The 21,723-nt window shown below is 50.0% G+C and carries 11 protein-coding genes; 10 read left to right on the top strand and 1 reads right to left on the bottom strand.

Annotation, left to right across the window (positions count from 1 at the left end; all coding sequences use genetic code 11):
• Nucleotides 1-157: 157 nt before the first annotated feature.
• The 3 genes from Q337_RS17940 (at nucleotide 158) to zupT (ending at nucleotide 2,792) form a co-directional block, all read left to right on the top strand.
• A complete protein-coding gene (locus Q337_RS17940) occupies nucleotides 158-1,684 on the top strand; it encodes a sodium-dependent transporter (protein WP_084494871.1) in 1,527 nt (508 codons plus the stop codon).
• Nucleotides 1,681-1,782, top strand: a complete 102-nt coding sequence (locus Q337_RS18690) for a methionine/alanine import family NSS transporter small subunit (RefSeq protein WP_084494872.1) — start codon at nucleotides 1,681-1,683, stop codon at nucleotides 1,780-1,782. Before Q337_RS17940 ends, Q337_RS18690 begins: the two co-directional genes overlap by 4 nt.
• A gap of 200 nt (nucleotides 1,783-1,982) precedes the next feature.
• Complete coding sequence (zupT, locus tag Q337_RS0114395) at nucleotides 1,983-2,792, top strand: zinc transporter ZupT (protein WP_026472178.1); 810 nt, start codon at nucleotides 1,983-1,985, stop codon at nucleotides 2,790-2,792.
• Between the two features lie 87 nt (nucleotides 2,793-2,879).
• Here zupT and Q337_RS0114400 read toward each other — a convergent pair whose 3' ends face one another.
• On the bottom strand, nucleotides 2,880-3,059 hold the full coding sequence (locus tag Q337_RS0114400; protein ID WP_026472179.1) for a hypothetical protein: 180 nt from the start codon (nucleotides 3,057-3,059) through the stop codon (nucleotides 2,880-2,882).
• Nucleotides 3,060-3,246: 187 nt separating this feature from the next.
• Here Q337_RS0114400 and fmt point away from each other — a divergent pair, with 187 nt between their 5' ends.
• From fmt to Q337_RS0114435, 7 genes are all read left to right on the top strand, one after another.
• Nucleotides 3,247-4,248 (top strand): methionyl-tRNA formyltransferase, encoded by a 1,002-nt coding sequence (fmt, locus tag Q337_RS0114405; protein WP_026472180.1) that lies wholly within the window; start codon nucleotides 3,247-3,249, stop codon nucleotides 4,246-4,248.
• Nucleotides 4,249-4,328: 80 nt separating this feature from the next.
• The gene (gene rsmB / locus Q337_RS0114410) at nucleotides 4,329-5,612 is read left to right on the top strand and encodes a 16S rRNA (cytosine(967)-C(5))-methyltransferase RsmB (RefSeq protein WP_026472181.1); all 1,284 of its coding nucleotides are present in this window, start codon (nucleotides 4,329-4,331) and stop codon (nucleotides 5,610-5,612) included.
• 551 nt (nucleotides 5,613-6,163) lie between these two features.
• Nucleotides 6,164-8,797, top strand: coding sequence for a DUF11 domain-containing protein (locus Q337_RS0114415; RefSeq protein WP_026472182.1), 2,634 nt, complete (start codon nucleotides 6,164-6,166; stop codon nucleotides 8,795-8,797).
• A 27-nt stretch (nucleotides 8,798-8,824) separates the two neighbouring features.
• The gene (locus Q337_RS19045; protein WP_051526915.1) at nucleotides 8,825-11,521 is read left to right on the top strand and encodes a hypothetical protein; all 2,697 of its coding nucleotides are present in this window, start codon (nucleotides 8,825-8,827) and stop codon (nucleotides 11,519-11,521) included.
• A 4-nt stretch (nucleotides 11,522-11,525) separates the two neighbouring features.
• A complete protein-coding gene (locus Q337_RS0114425; RefSeq protein WP_169733773.1) occupies nucleotides 11,526-18,146 on the top strand; it encodes a prealbumin-like fold domain-containing protein in 6,621 nt (2,206 codons plus the stop codon).
• A gap of 373 nt (nucleotides 18,147-18,519) precedes the next feature.
• Nucleotides 18,520-18,966, top strand: coding sequence for a hypothetical protein (locus tag Q337_RS0114430; protein WP_228133154.1), 447 nt, complete (start codon nucleotides 18,520-18,522; stop codon nucleotides 18,964-18,966).
• Between the two features lie 34 nt (nucleotides 18,967-19,000).
• On the top strand, nucleotides 19,001-21,703 hold the full coding sequence (locus Q337_RS0114435) for a beta strand repeat-containing protein (protein ID WP_026472186.1): 2,703 nt from the start codon (nucleotides 19,001-19,003) through the stop codon (nucleotides 21,701-21,703).
• The last annotated feature ends 20 nt before the right edge of the window (nucleotides 21,704-21,723 follow it).

The raw sequence follows: 21,723 nt of genomic DNA on the forward strand, positions 1-21,723 counted from the left end.
TTTCAGGGTGGTCATAGCACAAATCACCACTATGAGATATACGACCAAATAACGATGAACGCCCGGGGCAGTTTTTTTGCCGAGGGGCTACAGGGCAGCAATGGGGTTTTAGGTATAATTCCTCGCTTATTGATGATATCCGGCAAGGACGTTTAGCATGTCACACGTGCGTGAAAACTGGTCAGCGCGCTCAGGCTTTATTTTTGCAGCCGTAGGTTCTGCAGTGGGTCTGGGCAATATCTGGCGCTTTCCTTATGTTGCCTATGAAAATGGCGGTGGTGCATTTTTGCTGCCTTACCTGATTGCACTGCTCACTGCAGGCCTGCCTTTGCTATTTCTGGATTATATTGTAGGGCACCGCTACCGGCGCTCGCCACCACTGGCCTATCAGCAAATTACCCCAAAAGCCGAATCACTGGGCTGGTGGCAGGTGATGGTATGCCTGTTTATTGGCATGTATTACGCCAGTGTGCTGGCCTGGGCAGCCAGCTATGTGTATTTTTCCTTTGGGCAAAAATGGCAGGGCAATCCCGAACAGTTTTTTATGCAGGATTACCTGCAAAGCAATGGCGGTAGCAGTTTAAGCTTTGAGATTATTCCGCATTTGTTTTTTCCGATTGTGGGCATGTGGGCGCTGGTGCTATTGATCTTGTATCTGGGGGTCAAGCGTGGGGTAGAGCTGTCCAACAAGATTTTTATTCCGCTGCTGATTGTGCTGTTTATGATTCTGGTGGTGCAGGCGGTGCGCCTGCCGGGCGCGGTGGAAGGTTTAAATGCTTTTTTTACCCCAAACTGGCAAGCCATGACGGATTACAAGGTGTGGCTGGCCGCGTACGGACACATCTTTTTTTCCTTGTCAGTCGGCTTTGGCATCATGGTGACTTATGCCTCTTATCTGGGCAAGAAAGCCAACCTGACTGGCGCTGGGCTGGTGGTGGGACTGGCCAATTCCTCATTTGAAATTCTGGCTGGCATTGGTGTGTTTTCAGCACTGGGCTTTATGGCACATGCACAAGGTGTTCCGGTTAAGGACGTAGTGAGTGGCGGAATTGGTCTGGCCTTTATTGCCTTCCCGCAACTGATCAGTAGCCTGGGCAGTAGCGGTGACTGGTTTGGTTTCCTATTTTTTAGCTGCTTGGTGGTGGCTGGAGTAACCTCACTGGTGAGCGTGATGGAAGTGCCGATTAGTGCCTTTCAGGATAAGACCGGTTGCAGCCGGCAAAAGGCCGTGCTGGGTATTGGGGGTGGCACCGCACTGTTGTCGATCTTGTTGTTTTCTACTGCCAATGCGATTTCGCTGGTGGATATTGTTGATCACTTTATCAACAATATTGGCATTGTACTGGGGGCCTTGCTGTCCATTACGCTGGTAACGTGGCTGATGCGCCGCAAGCTGGATGACTATACCGAACACAGCAACCAGATTTCCAGTATCAAGCTGGGCAAGCTCTGGCAGTTGCTACTGATCATCGTTACGCCCTTAAGCCTGCTGATTGCACTGGGCCTGACCATACATGAACTGCTAAACAGCGGCTATGGCAATTATCCGGGCTGGCTGGTGATGCTGTTTGGCTGGGGCAGTTTATTGTGCTGTCTGGCTGGGGCATTTTTATTGAAATATTTGCCGCGTAGCCCGGCAGCGCCAGACGCTAAACCTGATCCACACACCGGAGAACAGTCATGAATAGCAGCGCTGTATTTATGATGATACTGTCTATTGTGCTGCTGTGGGGTGGCTTGCTGGCGGCAATTATTCATTTAACCCGTCATCCTGATGAGTAAGCCCGTTTTTAACGGGTCAGCATAAATCAGACTGGTAGATTATCCCCCTGATTCACCCCCAAGGCATTGTCCAGCAAAAGCAGCACAACCGGACACGTGGAGGCACGAGACACCCAGACAACACATCCCTAATCAACTGAACTTGAAGTTTTAGGCTCTCAGGTTCATGGTGACGATACAGCATGTCTGGAATATATCTCATGCCTGAAATTGCAGCATCCACCTTAATCATTGCCTTTGCGGTCACACTGGCGGCCGGACTTGCCACTGTGGTTGGCAGCGGTCTGGTACTGGCCAGTAAAAAGCCCAGTCCGCGCCTGCTGGCATTTGGGCTGGCCTTTGCGGGTGGTGCGATGGTGTATGTGTCGCTGTCGGAAATCCTGAACAAATCCATTGCCGCATTTAACAATGTTTATGGTGAGCGGCTGGGTTTTACCTATGGCACACTGGCATTTCTGGCAGGAGTCTTTGCCATTGTGCTGCTGGATCATGTGATCCCCAATCCGCATCAGGCACTGGAAACCAGCGATCCTTTATATCAACAGCACAATACGGCTTATATCAAGCGGGTTGGCCTGCTCACGGCAGTGGCCATTACCCTGCATAATTTTCCAGAAGGACTGGCCACGTTTTTTTCCATGTTGGACAGTCCTGGTATTGGTGCGCCGCTGGCAGCAGCCATTGCCATTCATAATATTCCTGAAGGCATTGCCATTGCCGTGCCGGTTTATTTTGCGACCCGCAACAAATGGTATGCCGTGGGAGCAAGCCTGATTTCCGGGCTGGCCGAGCCACTGGGTGCGCTAATTGGTTATGCCTTACTGGCCCCGTATTTATCGCAAACGGTATTTGGTACGGTGTTTGGCATGATTGCCGGCGTGATGGTGTTTTTGGCACTGGATGAATTGTTGCCCGCCGCCAAGCGCTATGCACAGGGTCATGAAACCGTGTATGGACTGGTGAGTGGCATGGCAGTATTGGCGTTGAGCCTGATTTTATTTAAATGGTAGACACGATGCTTGCCAGTTATCGCAAACAAGGCAGCGTTAGCCTCTGGCTGCTAACCCTGCCTGAAGTGTGCTTATACAAATCGGCTTCTAGTCAGTCTGGGTTTTATAATACCCATAAGCGCCCATAGCCATAATCATGAGTACAATTCCGTAGTGATTCCAGAAATCACGCTCACGACTGGATAACGGATAAATGGCCTGATATTTTTCCTTAACGTCTGTTTCCAGCTCGGCGACGAAAAGATCAGCCTTTTTGATGCCCATCATTTCGCAGTTCCACGACCAGATATCGGCCCCAAAAAGGCCCCAGCTTAAACCCGTCGCCCGTAATGATTAATTGATTAAGTTTTATGTAGCGAAAAACATTTTCCGGTTTGAAATCTGGCATTCGCCAGTTTCTGTCAGGAGTCGGCTATAATAGGCCATTCATTAAGCATGATCCCAGAATATACCCGTGAAGCTGATTTTTGCCGGAACTCCCGAATTTGCCGCTACCGCATTGCAAGCCCTGATTGAAGCAGGCCATGAGATTGTGGCGGTATACACCCAGCCGGATCGTCCTGCCGGGCGTGGCCAGAAGCTGACTCCCTCGGCAGTTAAATCACTGGCGCTGCAACATGGCTTGCCAGTGCACCAGCCCTTAAGCCTAAAAAGCAGCAGTGAGGAAGGAGTGGCAGCCCAAGCCCAGCTTAAGGACTATGCGGCAGATGTCATGGTGGTGGCAGCCTACGGCCTAATTTTGCCCAAGGCTGTGCTGGACATTCCACGTTTTGGCTGCCTCAATATCCATGCCTCACTATTGCCACGCTGGCGTGGTGCGGCGCCAATTCACCGTGCCTTATTGGCAGGTGATGTACAAACCGGTATTACCATCATGCAAATGGATGTGGGGCTGGACACGGGCGATATGCTGTATAAAAGCAGTTGTCCGATTGCCACCACAGAAACCAGCAGCAGCCTGCATGACAAGCTGGCACAACAGGGCGGTCAGGCCATTACCACGGTTTTAGCCAGTCTGCAAACCTTGCAGGATTATCAGGCCCGGCGTGAACAGCAGGACGAAGCGCAAGCTACCTATGCGCAAAAACTGGTAAAAGCAGAAGCCCAGATTAACTGGCAACTGCCTGCGTCCGAGCTTGACCGCCAGATTCGCGCCTATCAGCCGTGGCCAGTGTCATTTTGCACGCTGTATAGTGGCAGTGAGAGTGGCAGTGGTAATGAGAATAACAGGGGCGATGCACAGGTTTTACGGATCTGGTCAGCCCGGTTGAGTGATGCACAAAGTGAGCAGCCAGCGGGCACGATCATTCAGGTAGACAAGCATGGGGTGCAGGTGGCGTGTGGCAACCGTACGGTATTACAACTCACCAGCCTGCAATGGCCGGGCGGCAAGGCGCTAAATAACGTACAAATCTTACAGGCCCAAAAAATTCAGGCCGGGCAGGTGCTGCAATGAATCCATTCAAACAAAACCAGCTACAAGCCAGAACAGCACTACAGCATAAAAAGCCACAGCCTAAAAAAGCACAGACTCAAATGGTACGCCTGAACCTGCGTGCCCGGGTCATTGTATTGTTGCAGCAGGTGAGTGAAGGACAGTCGCTTAACCAGATTCTGCCGCAAGCGCTGGAACAAACCCCGGTTAAGGACAAGGGTTTGTTAAACGAACTGGTGATGGGCACACTGCGCCACTGGTTTGCACTAGATGCCCAGATTCAGCCCATGCTGGCCAAGCCCTTAAGTGACAGCCGGGTACATATTGCCCTGCTGCTGGGCCTGTACCAGTTATTGCAAACCCGCATTCCGGCGCATGCCGCCATTAGTGAAACGGTTGAAGCCATCAAGCAGCTTCGGCTGGATAAGGCCAGTGGTCTGGTCAATGCACTGTTACGCCGTGCTACCCGTGAAATGGAAAGCATTCACGCTAGTTTTACCCAGCATCATGGCTTGCCAAAATGGCTATATCAACAACTAAAAAAAGACTGGCCACAACAGGCTAATGACATTAGCCAGACCTTGCGGCAAACAGCGCCACTAACCTTGCGCATCAATAGCCGCCAGCGGTCACGCAGTGGCTATTTGCAGGCGCTTGAGCAGCAGAACATTGCGGCAACGCCCTGCCAGTTGTCCAGCGATGGGATTGTGCTACAGCAGGCGGTGCAGGTGACAGAATTGCCCGGGTTTGCTGAAGGCTGGTTTTCGGTACAGGATGAGCATGCCCAGCTTTGTGCGACTTTTTTGGGCAGTTTAAATGATCAGCGTGTGCTGGATGCCTGTGCCGCGCCGGGTGGCAAAACCGCACATCTGCTGGAAAAAAATAGTCCGGCCTTACTGGTGGCACTGGACAATGATGAAAAGCGCCTGAGCCGGGTACATGAAAACCTCAATCGTTTGCAACTGGCTGGCCCACAGGTCAACGTCATTACTGCGGATGCTGCCATATGGCAAGCGGACACCCTGTTTGACCATATCTTGCTGGATGCGCCCTGTACGGCCACAGGCGTGATTCGTCGTCACCCGGATATTCGCCTGCTACGCCAGCCTGGTGATGTACAGCAAACCGTACAGTTACAGGCAAAACTGCTGGATCACTTGTGGCAACAATTAAACGTGGGCGGTAGCTTGCTGTATGTCACCTGTTCCATTTTAAAGCAGGAAAACCAGCAGCAAATGCTGGCATTTATGGCACGCCATCCTGATGCCCGGTTGCAGCTGCTCACTATTGAAGGCGCAATAGCACAGGAGGCCGGAATTCAATTGTTACCGCAACCGCAGGGCGGCGACGGTTTTTATTTTTGTGCTTTAAGCAAAACTGCTTGAATTGAAGATAAAGGGCTACTGCGCTGTGGTCCTTTTATGCACAAATAAATTTATTTTAGGGACTGATTAACTGACAGGTCATCAGTTTTTAAGCCAGCCGATATTTAACCCGTCAGTTAAATAAAATATAAGTTTAAAAATATCTCCTCTGCATCGCATTATCCACACCCAAAGGCCCGGTTTTTAACTCCTAAACTTAACAAGATCACCAAAGCTATTGAAAAAGCAAAATTTTTTACTGAAAAAATTTGTTGATAAATTGATCAATCAGGCAGCATACTGCATGCTGATAGTGTAATAACAAATTTAACCCATTTAAACAAAAAATAACGAAGCGTTACCTATCTGTTGTATTGGTTATTTTATCGTAAAAGCATGTATCCCAATTGATAAAATTAAGTGGATCAAATAAAGTTTATCCTGACACAAATGTTGCTCGTAATTTGCAATAGTTCACATTTTTCGTGAGGCGATCTCACCACCCTTAATAAACTGGAATGAGGTAAGGCATGCGCAGGCCTTGGCATCTTAAAACACGGGTTAGCACAACAATGATAAAAACGACTGGGCTAACCGGCCTCCTGTTACTGATCACTCAGGCAGCTCAAGCTCTGCCGGTTCCCGGTAGCCAGATTACCAATATTGCCAGTGGTGATTATGTTGATGAACAGGGCAATGTACAGGTTATCAATTCCAATCCGGTATCGCTGACCATCCAGAAAGTCTATGCACTCACCCTGCAACAAAACCAGCAGCAGGTTGCAACTCTGGGTGCCCCGGTGGCTTTTCCGCATTTACTCACCAATACCGGGAACAGTGCGGACCAGTATTTGCTGACTCTGACCCAGCTGAGTTCAGCCTTTAATATGATGGGCCTGTCGATCTATGCCGACCGCAATCAGGATGGCGTTGCAGATGACAATGTCAACCTGAACAACACGCAGGTGAGTCTGGAATCCGGTGAGTCACTGGCCGTGGTGGTGGTGGGTTCAGTCCCGGTCAATAGCACCGCCGCCAGCCAGTCCAGCATTAGCCTGCAAGCTACCAGCCAGCAAAATCCGGCCTTAAACCAGCTGGTCACCGATGTGGTCACTGTGGTGGACCAGGCGGTGATTAATGTCACCAAGTCACAAAGCATTAGTAGTGGCAGCAATGGTGCCATTATTACTTATACCTTTACCTATACCAATACCGGAACTGCGGCCGGGCGTTTGTCCTTAACTGACCTGCTAAATGCCTCACTGCAATATCAGACTAACAGTGCGGTTTGGTCTAGCGGTACCACCTTAACCGATGCCGATGACAATGAAGGCAGCGTAAATGCCAACAATACGGGCATTAGTTATAAACTAGTGGGCAGTAGCCAGATTGAGTTTGGGCTGGACAGTATTGCGCCGTTAACCAGTGGTTCGGTAAGCTTTAAGGCAGTGGTTCGTAGTACGGCCGACAAGAAAATCCCCAATACCGGAAACTATAGCCAGTATAACGGCAGTAATACTACGCCAGTAAAAACCACCACCACCAATACTGTGGTGTTTACCCGTCAGGACCAGCTGGGTGTGGTACTTAACAACACCTCACTGTCCAGCAGCAATAACGGCAATCCGGCCAGCAGCCCGGACAACCTGATTGTTAAAAACGGCGTGGTGGCCGGACAAGAAGTCAGCTTTGACAACTATGTCTGGAATACTGGCAATACCAGTGATACCTATAATTTAAGCTACTCGGCCAGCAACCTACCTGCCTGTGCACAAGTACAGTTTTTTGCCGCTGATGGCAGAAGTCCGCTAAACGACAGCAATGGTGACGGACTGGTGGATACCGGTGCGCTGGCCAGTGGTCAGGCGCGCCTGATCAAGGTGGTGGTGATTACCACGCCCACCTGTAGCAGCAATAATGTAATCAATATTGATGTGCAGGCGCGTTCTGCCACCAATAGCACGGTGTCTGATCCGGTGCGCAACCAGATCAACCAGATTGCCACTCAGGGCGCTACCGATTTGTCCAATGCCAATGGCAGCGGTACTGGCGTTGGTAACATTGACAACAATGGCAGTGCATGGCTGGCCAAGTCTGTAGTGGCAGGTCAAAGCACTGCCTTTCCACTGGTAATTAACAACACAGGCACCAATAGCAACAATTACAACCTGATTGTCTCGGCCAGTGCCATTAGCCTGAATACGCTAAATACAGCCAGTAGTCTGCCCACAGGCTGGGATGTCAAGTTTTATAATGGGGACGCCAGTTGCAGCACGCTGGGCCAGCAAATTGTTAATTCTGGCACTATAGCCGCTGGAACCAGCAAGACCTACTGTGCGGTGGTGACTGCCCCTGTTAATGCGTCACAAACGGCATTGCCACTGTGGTTTGCTATTGCTTCGCCAGTCAACGGGCAGGGTGATGTCATCAAGGATCAGGTTAATTTGCCGCAGGCACGCCGTCTTGAGCTAACCAATGACCAGCAGGGTCAGGTACGTGCAGGCGGCACCACAGTTTATTTGCACACCCTGAAAAATACTGGTGCAGTGACAGAAGGCCAGAATACCGGTGATGTGCTGCTAAGCCTGCAAGCCTTGAATGTCAATGATGGCTTTAGCTATACCTTATATTTTGATGCCAACAATAATGGGGTGCTGGACAGTACCGATCCCATTGCCAGCGACCTGCATACCATTGCAGCCAGTGGTTTAAGCCCGGATCAGGCGGTGCAGTTGCTGGTTAAGGTACAGGCCCCCGCTACGGCCACTAATGGCATCCGCAGTCAGGTACAGATTGTGGTGACGCCAACCGGGCAGGTTACCGGCTTAAGTGCCAGCAGTGTGCAAAATACCGATAGCACCACCGTCAATCCCAACCAGTTACGGCTGACCAAGTCACAATCCAAAAATGAACTGTGTGCCAGCAGCAATTTTACCAGTCTGACTTACAGCACCAGTGGCGTTCAGGTCAAACCCAACCAGTGTGTGGTGTACCGCCTGACCGTGCGTAATGAGGGCGCTGAAGCAGTGGATGCCGTGGTGATTCAGGATATGGTTCCGGTATATACCACCCTGCTGACGCCACCGGGCGTGAGTGTCAGTCAGGGCAGCGTGACCGTCACCAATGGCCAGATTGCCGGTAACGTGGGCACATTGTTGCCGCAGCAGGAAGCTTCGCTGTATTTCTCCATCCGGGTTAATCCTTAAGGCGCTAGAGATTAAAGGTAATTAAACATGATCACTTGTAATACTAGAGCGACTTTTGGTTCCAGACGGTTTTTATGGGCACAACTGGGTCTGCTGGCGTTAAGCATTGGTAGCCTGTTTTGCCACGATGCACATGCTGCACCGCTGGCTGGCACGATTATCAGCAACATGGCTATTGGTGAATATAAGGAAGAAGGCTCAAGCGTGGTGCAAACCAGCCGCTCCAACCTGGTTCAAACCACCATTATTCCGGTTTATACCTTTACCCTGACCGCCAACCGTAGCGTGCAAGCCACTGCGGGCCAGCGGGTATTTTTCTCGCATGAACTGAGCAATACCGGCAACAGCACGGATCGCTACAATTTAACTGCTGCCAACCTGACTGGTGATAATTTTGATTACAGCAGTATTGTGGTGTATCTGGATGCCAATCGTGATGGCATTCCTGATGGCAGTGCAATTAGCAGTTATAGCCTGGCCGCTGGTGAATCAATAGGTTTGCTGGTTGGTGCCACCATTCCAGCCGGTAGCAGCAATGCGGCAACTGGTGATGTCCAGCTCACCGCCACCTCACAAACCAGCAGCCAGTCCCAGCAAAATACCGACCGCAGTACGGTGAGCAATCAAGCCGTGATTCTGGTGCGCAAGTCATTTTCAGTCAGCACCGTTAATCAAAACCAGATTGTGACGGTGCGGCTGGATTATGAAAATCCCGGCGTGGTGGCCAGCGGGCAGGTTAGCATCAGTGATACCCTTAACGCTGCACAACTCTCCTATGTGAATGATGGCACTGAAAACTGGAATGGCCAGATTGTTGATCCTGCTACTGGTAGCAATGATCCAACAGGGATTAATTATTATTTAAATGGCAATACTATCAATGCGGTATTAACCAGTGTCCCGGCAGGTAGTTCCGGTTTTATCCAGTTTAAGGTTAAGGTGAACCAAGTATTACCCGGCCGTATTCCCAACACGGTGCAGGTGAGCTATGACCACGACAACAGTGCGGCCACCACCGATATTAGCACAAACAGTAACACGGCAATTTTAACCATTAATCCCAGTTATGGCGTGGAAATCAATGGCATTTCTACCAGTGCCAGCAGTGCTGCAGCCGATAATCTGGTAACAGCCCCTGCGGTCAGCTCCGGTGGCGAGCTGCTGTTTAGGAACTATGTGTGGAACACCGGCAATAGTGAAGACCGTTTTAATCTAAGCTTTACCAATGACAATTTCCCAACCCCGCATCAGGTGGAATTCTACCGTGCCGATGGCGTGACGCCGTTGCTGGACAGCAATGGCGACGGCATTACGGATACCGGACTGTTACAGGCGGGTGAAAAACTGGAAATTGTGGTCAGGTTACGCACCCCAACCACCTTTGCAGCCAGCGCTACCACCAGCTATAGCCTGTTTCCAAAAGCGCAATCGCTGGGCAACAGCAGCAAAACCGATACCGTAGAAGATCGCGGCAGTATCATCATTACCGATGCCAGCCGACTGGTGGATTTAACCAACAGCCCGGAAACCAGCAACAACGGAACGGGCAATAGCAGTATCAAGAATGCAGGCAATCCATGGAAAACCCTCACCGGGAGCTCATCGGGCACGGTAATTTTTCCATTGTCAGTCAAGCATATGGGGACGCCCACAGCGTATGCCTTGAGCGCCGATGCCGATGGCAATTTTACTACCGTGGACTTGCCGCAGGGTGTGGCTGCCATTCGCTTTTACCAGTCAACCAGTAATAGCTGTACTACGCTGGGCAGTGAAATCCAGCAAACCCGCCTGCTGGCTGATGGTGAAAGCCAGTTGTACTGCGCGGTCGTGACATTAAAGGCTGATGTAGCCACTGCCAGCAATATTCCCGTGTATTTCAAGGTGGCATCCAGCACTTATGTAAGCAGTAATAACGCCAGCAATCCCGGCTTTGATACCCTGATGAATGCCATTAATATCAGCAGCCTGAATAGCACTGGCAGCGTGGTGCTAACACCGGATCTGCGCGGACAGATTGCCCCGAATGGCACGATTGTGTATAGCCATAACCTGATTAATAACGCTGCAACAGCACTTAATGGTAACTATTATCTGGCCATTAGCAACGACCAGCCCGGTTTTGAAACTACCCTGTATTATGACCTCAACAACAATGGCCAGCTTGACAGCACAGACCTGCTGATTAATGGCACCTACAACATTAATGGCAGCATGATTGCCGCAGGTGCCCAGTTGCGGATTTTCGCCAAGGTACAGAACACGGGTTACAGCGGGGTAGGGGTGGTCAATACCACCAATATCATCATGCGTGATGGCAGTAACAACACCATTGATTCGGTCACTGACATTACCACCATTAGTGCCACCCAGATTCGCCTGTCAAAACTGCAAGCCAAGGATAATAACTGTGATGGCGTGGCTGAGGGCAGCTATACCGCTGCCACCTTAACCATTGGCCGCAATGCTAATGGTTCCGGCCAGTGTGTGCTGTACCGTGTGACCGTACAAAATCAGGGTGCACTCAATATTGGCGCATTCAACTTCCGGGATACCACACCGGCTGCTACCGTAATGGTGATTGCGCCAGTGTGTAGCAGTTGCACTGCAAATACCATTAGCGCGCCTGCCATTGGCCAGTCCGGCAGTATCAGCGGCACCGTTCCAGCAGTTGCCAGCGGCGCAAGCCATGTCTTTGAATTCGGGGTGCGCTATGCCGGCCAATAAGTTTATGTCTAAAAATTTAGAAGGGTGCAACCGCATGCCAGCCCAGCCTGTAACCGCCAGTCAAACTGGTCAGACTACTAAAGCGCCAGCCACTTCCCATAGGTTGCTGTCGGTATGGCTAAAAACAGCCATGCTCGTCTTGCTGGGTGCAAGTTCCGGGCTGTATGCGGCACCGCCAACCATGGAGTTATTTACCGCAGGTGGCAGCACCACCGCAACTGGGCCTAGCACATCAGCACAAACCAATACCTATGCCTTTAACCCGGATAACCCATCAGGGACAACGGCATCCAGTACCTATTATCCCAAGACAGCGGTTACCTATACCATTGAAAACCAGCAATACACTGGGACGCTGGCAAATACCGGTCTGGTGTTTGGTGGTGATGGTGACAATATCTATATTCCTTTAAGTGGACAGGGCTCACCAGCCGCTACAGATTTTACCTCCAGCCGTTTAAATGCAACACCCGGTACTGGTATTGATATCAATAATAACTATGGCACCCGCTTCTTATTAAGGGCAGGCAGACTTGATAATAATAGTACGCATAATACAAGTACTGTAAATGGTGGCTTAGGCCATTATTTTGGCGATATTGTGGTGGCCTGGAACCGGCCGGTTTTTAATCCTATTATTAATATTTCTGGCTTGGGCGGAACATCAAGTAATTTGGGTTTTGCAGCACAATTCCAGCTAAGCAGTCCGCCAACAGGCACAACCATTAGCCGGCTCTCTGGCCGTAATATGGGTGTGTCAGGTTTTAATATTACCAATACCGCTGCTGATATTGGTGCAACCGCCAGTGCTGGAGGTTCTAGCGGCAGTATTCAGGTTTTAAACGATAACCCGATTACTACCTTGCGCTTTAGGGTGTATGTCCGCAGTGATAGCACTACCAATAGTACAGACTGGGGCAGTACTACTGCCGCCGATGCCTTTGTATTTAGTGCTTCCAGTGTGGATTCTACCGTTGGTGATTTATACGTTAGCAAAACCAATAACACGACATCTGTCGTGCAGGGTGGCAGTACAACTTATACCGTACGTGTGACCAATGCCGGGCCAAGTACTATTGCAACACCTATTTTAAAAGACAGTAGTAGCACAGGATTGACTGCAACGGCAGTGGGCTGTAGTAGTGCCAGTGGTAACAAGTGTACCACCACACCCACCTTAGCCAGTTTAAACAGTGGCATTACCATTGCCTCACTGGCCAGTGGCGAATTTTATGAAATTCTGGTGACATCCAATGTTACGGCTAGCAGTGGCAACGTCACCAATACGGCCACGGTTGAATTACCTAACTTTGCCTCCTCAACAGGTGAAAGCTGTGTGACGTCTAATGGCATTACCCGTAGTTATAATCAAACGACAGGGACTTGTACCACTACCGATACCGACAGCGTAACACCTGCGACCAACTTGGCTATTACCAAAACTGGAACAACTTCTGTCAAGGCAGGCCAGCCAGTTAGCTATACCATTAAGGTCTGGAACAAGGGACCTGCAGCAGTCACTGATGCGGTAATGACCGATAATGTGCCGGCCAATATTTCCGGGCCAATTCTAACCTGTGTGGCCAGTGGCACGGCAACCTGCGGTACATTCAATACCCATGTTGCAGGCAGCAATGCCCGTAGCGCAACAGGGATTAGTCTACCTGTGGATAGCACGGGCAATACCAGTTATGTGACCTATACGGTCACAGGTTTGGCTTATCAAACCGGAACATTTACCAATACAGCAACCATTAGCTCAGCTTCTGTGCCAGAAACTGACAGTTCAGACAATAGTGCTTCCAAAAGCACAACCATAACTGTGGATGCGCCTGTCACCAGTGGCACTGCATCCAATCAATGTAGTGCGGCACAGGCAGTGAACATTCTCACGCCAACAGCATTTACGGTATTTGACGGTGATGGCACTGGTGCCAGTTTTACCGGAACGCTGGCGGCAACAGTCAATAATACCGGAACAGTCTATGGCACCGGCACCAATGGCGCGATTGTGTTGAGTGGCAAGTTGTCATGGTCTTATGGTTCACCCATCGTAACTGGCTCAACGCTAAGTATTAGAGTTAATGGCGTTGACTATGCTGTTCTAACCACGCCTGGAGCTTCCAGCAACGGGTCAGCCAGTTCCAATGCAGGCACTGCTACCCTAACTGCTTTAAACGGTGCTTCGGTAACGCCAGCAACCTTAACTATTGATAATACCTATACCAGTTATACTGGCCGTGCTACCTTTACACTGACCCTGCCTACCGGAGTAACTTCCATTACCAGTGCGCAGGCGGTTTATCAAAATAATAATCCACGCACACCAACTGGCAGTACCGGTGATGACTTTGGGGTATCGCTGGATTCAGCACTGCAATGTCAAAAGCCGATTGTTAAAATTGCCAAGATTTCCAATGGCGGTGTAGGCACATTTGGTTTTACTGGCTTAAGCAACCTGAGCAATGCCAGTGGTACAGCCGTTACTACCGATAGTGTAAGCACCACCACAGCAGGCACGGCTGTCACCTCTGCGCAGGTGAACTACGCCACAGCCAACAGCACAGCAGTAGGAATCACTGAAAGTGCAGTGTCCGGTTATAACCTGACAGCAGCCAGCTGTACTGATGCCAATAGCGCTGTTACCAGCAATACCGGGAGTTTTGGTAGCCTGTCCGGCAACACCTTAACCATTCCCGCTGCCAATGTGAAATACGGTGCTAACCTAACCTGTACTTTTAACAATACCAAACAGCGTAACCTGACCTTGCGAAAAATCTGGGTCAATGCACGCATCAATGATGCAGCGACCATCACGGCAACAGGCCTAAACAGCTTTGTCTCCACAGCCAATACAGCCAGTGAAACCGATACTGCCAGTGCACAAGCAGTAACTGTGGGCAGTACAGTAACTCTGGGTGAAAATATTTCTACCGGCGCAGGCTATTATAATGCGGTACTAAGTTGTACACGCGATAGTGACAATGCAGCCGTTAGTATAACTGGCAACAACCTGATCATGCCGGATGCTGATGTCACCTGTGGTTATACCAATAGTCGCAAGTCTGCCAGCCTGACCCTGCAAAAAATCTGGGCCAATGCCAAGCTTAATGATGCGGCAACCATTACCGCAACTGGCCTGACCAGCTTGTCGGCTGTTGCCAATACTGCTAGCGAAACTGATGTAGCAGCAGGCCAGACGGTCTATGCCGGTGACAGCATTACACTGGGTGAAACATTCACTACAGGCAGTATCAGCAACTACACCAGTAGTCTGGCGTGTACAGGTAATGCCACCGCGCTCACAGGCTCTACCCTGACGGTAAATCCTGCTGACACAGCCATTACCTGTAGTTATACCAATAGCCGGATTGCCCAGCAGTTAAGCCTGTCCAAGCAATGGCAAAATGCAGTGAACGGGCATACTGCAACAGCTACCACCACAGGCGGCACCAATAATGCAACGTTTAGCTCAACCTCAACAGGTAATAACAGCACTAACGGTAGTGCAGTCACGATGTATGCCGGAGATGTGGTTACCTTGCCAACTGAAACCCTTGGCGGTGGCGCCAGTGCTGCACAATACAACAGTACACTGGCCTGTAGCGGTGGCACCACCTTGGCCAGTGGCGCAGTGGCACGAAGCATTACCATTAGCAACAGCACCACAGCAACCGTGTGTACTTACACCAATGCGCGCAAGTCTGCCACATTAACCCTAAGTAAAATCTGGTCTGCAGGCAGTATTGCGGGCAACACAGCTACTGTTACAAGTAGTGGTTTTGGCAACAATGCAACCTCTGGAACTTCCACTGCAACCACAGCAGGTAATACCACAACCGGCACTAGCGTTACCGTATATGCCGGCGAAAGCGGTACCATTAGTGAAACTTTTGGTACAGGCAATGCCAGTAACTACAGTGCTACGCTGGCCTGTAGTGGCAACAGCACTGCGCTCAGTGGCAATACCCTGAGCATTAATCCGGCTGACACGGCCATTAGCTGTAGCTATACCAACACTGTTGCTGGCACAGATCTTGCCATTGACAAGACTGGAACCAGTAGCGTGACGCAAGGCAACAATGTCAGCTATAGCATCAAGGTCTGGAATAAAGGGCCGGGTGCAGCCAGCAGCAGCACGTTCACTGACACCGTACCCAGTGCCCTGACCAATGTAAGCTGGAGCTGTAGTGCCAGTGGTAGCGCTGTTTGTGGTACAGCCAGTGGTAGTGGCAACAGCATTAGCGTGGCAACAGGCACACTGCCAGTTAATGCCAGCAGTACGGCACCAACCAGTGGCAGCTACCTGACCTTTACGGTAAATGGAACAGCCAGTAGCTCGGGTAATATTACCAACACGGCCACCATTGCCGTGACTTCAGGTGCTGATCCGGTCAGCAGCAATAACAGTAGCAGTGCCAGCACTACAATTAGTACGCCGGCGGCGATCATTGCCGACACACCGCAAAAAGAAGCACGGTTTGTCATTACTCCTGATCTGCCCACCATTTATCGCGGGCAGTCTGGCACCCAGCTGATTAGCATTACCAACCAGGGACCGGATGATGCCAGCGGGACTGTGGCTGTTTTCAAACCGCGAACCCAGACTGGGGTTACGGTCACCAGCGTCAAGATTGTCAATGGTGCCAACTGTAGCCTGTCTTCCGGGGAGTGGTCATGCCCGGTGGGTAGCATTGCCAATGGCGGCAGTTTCCAGCTGCAAGTAGGTTATGACACCACGGCATCCTCTACACTCGGTACTGCTATTCAGGCCGATATCCGGGTAGGGAGTAATGAATTCAACCCGGGTAGTGGGGTCGGTGAATCACTTTATAACGTCTGGGGAAGTACCAACCCTAATGGCAATAGCCAGTTTAATGAAATCCGTCCTAATGGTGCATTTGCGCTGAGTTATGGCACTGCAAATGGCAGTGAAAATGTTAATCTGTCAACTGTATGGTTACCCACTCAGGTTAATCCTACAGGTGCTTATCTGACCCAGGCAGCTATTGGCGGCAATAACAGTGTCTTTGGCCCTTCAGGCACTTATAATCCAATGATTAGCCGCATCATTACCAGCTTAAACACCGACACAGCCAAATCACAGACCCTGCTGGCACTGGATCCTGCTACTCAGGCAGGTGATAACCGCCGGGTATGGCAACTAATTACAGGTATTTATGTGCCTGCCAACAGTACAGCTTCATTATGTATCGGTAATGCTGGCAGTCAGCTGGATGACGGCGCTTACATCATGCTTAATGGTAGTCAGGTCGGGACAGATGGCAAATGGAGCTCAAGCCCGTTCATTCAAACCAGTGTGCCTTTAAATACAGGCTACAACCGGATTACTTACCGTATAGCAAATCGCAATACCCCAGGTAGCAATGAAGATTATGCGCAAGGTCTGTATGGCGAAATCGGCTTGTCAATCAATGGTGGTGCCTGTACCGCAGCTAGTCTGGATGCAACAGCACGGCTACAAATCCCAGCCAGCATCAACATTGTTGAAAAGCAGGTTGTCAACATTAGCGGGCAAGTATTTGAAGACAACAGTGGCAGCACCGCAGTCAACAGCAATGCTTACAATGGGGTTAAAAATATCGGTGAAGCAGGAATTACAGGCAGCTCAGTCAGCATTACCAACTGTAATAGCACGACTGTTGCCACTACCAAAACTGATGCCAATGGTGAGTATAGCTTTAGCCTGTCACCTACTGATTTGCCAGCAGGCAGTTTCTGTATTGCCCAAACCAACCTAACCGGTTATTCCTCAGTTAGCGGCACGACGGGTTATAGCCGTGCCACCGACCGAATTACAGTGAGCAATACCGGTGCTAGCAGCTATAGCAACCACAATTTCGGGGATGCACGCTTAACTGCATTGCTCAGTGAAGATGGCCAGCAAACCATTACTGCCGGCGGCGTGGCTGATTATCCGCATCGCCTGACGGCTCAAAGTGTGCTGACCATCAACAGCCTGAACCAGACCCCCTCACAGCAACCCGCCAACAGTACCGACCAGAACTGGCAAGCCGTGGTGTACCGCGACAGCAACTGTAATGGCAAGGTAGATAGTGGAGAAAGCCTGTTTAGCCAAAGCCTGCCCCTAAGCCTGAAAAATGCGGAAGAAGCTTGTCTGGTACAGCGGGTTTATGCGCCGGCAACCGCCAGCATGGGCGCGCAGCATCTGGGTCAATTGCAGGCCAGCTTTAGCGTGACGCTTGCTGACAATAGCCAGATTACAGGCAGCACCCTGCAACGTCAGGACACCACGTTACTGGGCAGTGCAGGTTTAACCATGCAAAAAGGCGTGCGCAGTGTGGCCAGCTGTCCATCCACAGCCGCAGATACTGGCAGCTTTGGCGTGCAGAATCAGGTGCAAAATGGGGGGTATCTGGAATATGAAATTACCTACCGCAATAACACCACCAAAAACCTGATTGATGTCAGCATTAAGGATAGTGTGCCTACTGGAACAGTTTACAAGACTGCCTCCTGTACGAGCACGCCGTCTGGTAGCTGTAATGCCAGTCATACAAATGGCGCATTGCTGTGGCAGACTGGCGGCACCCTGTTGCCAAACCAGCAAGGGAAAGTCCGGTTTTGTGTTCAGGTACCTTAATAGAGCCTATATGCGAACCAACATAATTATAGCTCTATATCTTTAGTCTTAGAGGACTTGAAAATTTATTAAAAGAACTGACGAATTTGCCCCAAATTGGGGCAAATTCAACCGATGAGTAATCAAAATAAGCCGCTTATCTGTATATTATTTGTGTAGTTAAGTAACAGTAGAAATTTTTTTGTTAAAAAGATATATTAGTTCGTAATATTGTGACGGATGCAACATTTTGTTGCATATTAAAGACTTTTTTATCAATAAAGCGCTAGGTTCCTAAGGTAGCAGGTGTTTTTTGTTATCGTAATGCTTAGCCTTGGGAGTAGTTATGCGTGCATTGAGTTACATTGCAACAACAATAGCAGCAATTGCATTCATGTCTGGCACAGCACAGGCTGAGGCGCCAGCGGGCAAGCCACCAGTGTCAGTTGAGCTGTCTGCCTACCAGATTACGCTGAATCAAAAAGGCGAATCATCAGCCAAGCTCGTCAAGCAGGCCAAGCCAAACGACATCATTGAATATCGTGCTACCTATACCAACAATACCGCAAAAAATGTGAAAGGACTGGTAGCCACCCTGCCTATCCCTGCGGACACCCAGTTTTTAGCAAAATCAACACCAGCACAGGCTCAAGCCAGCACTGACGGGGTGAATTTTGCTGCGATGCCATTAAAACGTAAAACAGGCTCGCAAACCGTAAATGTACCTTTGCAAGAGTATCGTGCATTACGCTGGACCATTGCTGAACTTCCTGCTGGAAAATCCATCACTGTGACAGCTCAAACCCGTGTCAACAGCACTATTGGTGCCGTTGGTCAGTAATTTACCCGTCTAACAAACAACTAGGGGCAACAAGATGTCAAAGCACATCGCATTACCGCGCTTAAATCAACTGGCTGCGTCCATTGCAGTGGTTGTCGGGGGTCTGGCGCTTGTACCTGCAGCACATGCTGCAGCACCAGCAGCAGGAACCAACATCAGTAATATTGCAACTGCAAGCTATACCGATGCAACCAATACACCACGTACTGTGACTTCCAATGAAGTAAAAACCACTGTACTGCAGGTTGCCAGCTTCACTTTAACGGCTGATCAAACCACTACAGCAAATCCAAATGGACAGGTGAGCCTGGCACATACCCTGACCAATACGGGTAATGGTGCTGATACATTCAAGGTTGATCTGGCCAACGTTGGTGGGGATGACTACAACTTCAGCAATATTCATGTATATCTGGATGCCGACAAGAATGGCGTACCGGATAATAGCACTGACATTAATGGCACGACGATTAGCGTCGGCGCAGGCCAGTCTGTTGGGTTGATTGTGGTTGGTACGACATTAAATACTGCAACCAATGGTCAGGCTGGTAAATTACTGGTTTCTGCCACCAACGTATTTACTGCAACCGCAGCAGGTGGCAGCAATACCGCAACTACCGCCAATAATACGGATACCGTTAATATTGTTGCCGGTGCAGTCATTCAGGTGACTAAATCTGCCAACGTGACCAGCGTAAACCCAACTGGAACTAATCTCCAGCGTACCGTTGAATATACCCTGACCTATAAAAACACCGGTAATGCGACAGCAACCAACGTTACTTTAAAAGACGTTCTGCCAGCCAACGTGGCTTATGTTGTCGGTTCTGGTGTATGGAGTGGTTCTGCCACCCCCCGTACCGATGCTACAGCTGATGAAGCAGGCGCCGCATACGATTTCACCAGCAATACTGTGAATTTTGTTTTAGGTAGTGTTGCACCAAACACCACTGGTACTTTGAAATTTAAAGTTGTGGTTAATGCCAATACACCAGCAGGTTCGATTGCCAACACCGCAACCTTTGACCCGGATGGCCCAGGTACTGGTACTCCAGAACAGCCAACCAACACCACCATTGTAACCGTCAACTCCCTGTACGTCGGTACAATCAACGACTCGCAAACTGATGCCTATGCCGATGCTGATAAAGTAGCGGGTACTGCTGCAAAAGATGACGTGATCAGTGCAACCACGCAACAGGGCGTAGCCGTTAACTTCGGTAACAACGGTGGCGAGAAGATCTGGATTCACAACACGGGCAACGTATCAGAAACCTACAACATTGCCGTGAATAAAGCTGGCTTACCAGCCGGTAGTATTGTTGAGCTGTTAAAAGCAGACGGTGTAACACCACTGACTGATACCAACAGTGATCCAGTTGTGGATTCTGGCCCGGTTGCTGCCGGTTCTGCCCAGCAGATCGTGGCACGTGTAACGCTGCCAAGCACCTACACTGGCCCTGCACCAGTTAGCGCAATCCTGACCATTACGCCTGTATCCAATAACACTGCAACTGATACCGTGACGCTGACCATTAGCAGTATTACTGCATCCAAAGTGGATCTGAGCAATGGCAAAGGTGACAAGGACGGCGTTAAGAACGATACACCAAATGCAGGTGAAGGCGCCTATGTTGCTGGTGACATCATTGACACCAAGACAACCAACCCGGCAACACCAGTAACGTTCCCGCTGGCTGTAACCAATTTTGGCAGTACTTCTGACAACTTTAACATCAGCTCAGACCTGCCAACTGGCTGGACTGTGAAGTACTATACTTCTGATGCTACTGGCAACTGCTCTACCAACCAGGTCACCAACACAGGCAACATTGCTGTAAATGGTACTGCTTATCTGTGTGCGGTAGTGACTTCACCAGCCAATGCAACCCCAGCTGATAGCCGTGACATCGTATTTGCAGTGACTTCTTCAGGTACTGGTTTAACTGATTCGATCAAAGACCGTATTACCATTAACGAAGTACGCAACCTGTCATTCACCCCAGATCGTACTGGTCAAATCGCCCCAGGTGGCACAGTTACTTACATCCATACCCTGATCAACAACGGTAACGTGACTGAAGGTGCTGGTGCCAACACCCTGCCATTTGCAATTACACATGCTGGCAATCTGGGCGCAACCACTTCTATATATGTTGACCTGAACAATAACGGTCTGGCTGAAAATACAGAACTGGTTACGGGTACTGACTTAACTGCATTGCTGGCCACTGGTACAGCAAATGGTGCCGGTCTGCAACCCGGTGAATCTGTTACCATTCTGGTAAAAGTAGAAGCACCGAGCAACGCAACTGCAGGTCAGGCTGATACTTCAACTGTGACCATTACACCAACTGCTGGTGCTGTGGTTCATATTGATGATACCAGTACTGTCAACATTGGTCAGGTACGTTTGACCAAGCAACAGGCAGCCGATGCCAACTGTGATGGAACCCCAGAAGGTTCTTATACTCAAAACGCCATTCAGGCCAAGCCAGGTACTTGTATCAGCTATCAGATTACTGCAGCAAACGACGGTAATGCCGGTGTTAGCAATGTAGTGATCAGCGACGCGGTACCTGTATATACCACGCTGCAACCAGCACCAGCACCTGCCCTGACACCAGCGGCCAAAGGTAGTGTGACGGTTAATGGTAGTGCACTGGCCAGCAGCGCGTTTACTCTGGCGCCAACTGAGTCTGTAAACCTTAACTTTACTGTGAAAATCAATAACTAATTTCTGGTTATTGACCTCAT

The organism is Alkanindiges illinoisensis DSM 15370 (assembly GCF_000619845.1).
Classification (GTDB): domain Bacteria; phylum Pseudomonadota; class Gammaproteobacteria; order Pseudomonadales; family Moraxellaceae; genus Alkanindiges; species Alkanindiges illinoisensis.

What these genes read in the sequence shown, in the direction of transcription:
- Q337_RS17940 (WP_084494871.1), top strand. Translation starts at nt 158, where the DNA reads ATGTCACACGTGCGTGAAAACTGGTCAGCGCGCTCAGGCTTTATTTTT.
- Q337_RS18690 (WP_084494872.1), top strand. Translation starts at nt 1,681, where the DNA reads ATGAATAGCAGCGCTGTATTTATGATGATACTGTCTATTGTGCTGCTG.
- zupT (WP_026472178.1), top strand. Translation starts at nt 1,983, where the DNA reads ATGCCTGAAATTGCAGCATCCACCTTAATCATTGCCTTTGCGGTCACA.
- Q337_RS0114400 (WP_026472179.1), bottom strand. Translation starts at nt 3,059, where the DNA reads ATGATGGGCATCAAAAAGGCTGATCTTTTCGTCGCCGAGCTGGAAACA.
- rsmB (WP_026472181.1), top strand. Translation starts at nt 4,329, where the DNA reads ATGGTACGCCTGAACCTGCGTGCCCGGGTCATTGTATTGTTGCAGCAG.
- Q337_RS0114415 (WP_026472182.1), top strand. Translation starts at nt 6,164, where the DNA reads ATGATAAAAACGACTGGGCTAACCGGCCTCCTGTTACTGATCACTCAG.
- Q337_RS19045 (WP_051526915.1), top strand. Translation starts at nt 8,825, where the DNA reads ATGATCACTTGTAATACTAGAGCGACTTTTGGTTCCAGACGGTTTTTA.
- Q337_RS0114425 (WP_169733773.1), top strand. Translation starts at nt 11,526, where the DNA reads ATGTCTAAAAATTTAGAAGGGTGCAACCGCATGCCAGCCCAGCCTGTA.
- Q337_RS0114430 (WP_228133154.1), top strand. Translation starts at nt 18,520, where the DNA reads ATGTCTGGCACAGCACAGGCTGAGGCGCCAGCGGGCAAGCCACCAGTG.
- Q337_RS0114435 (WP_026472186.1), top strand. Translation starts at nt 19,001, where the DNA reads ATGTCAAAGCACATCGCATTACCGCGCTTAAATCAACTGGCTGCGTCC.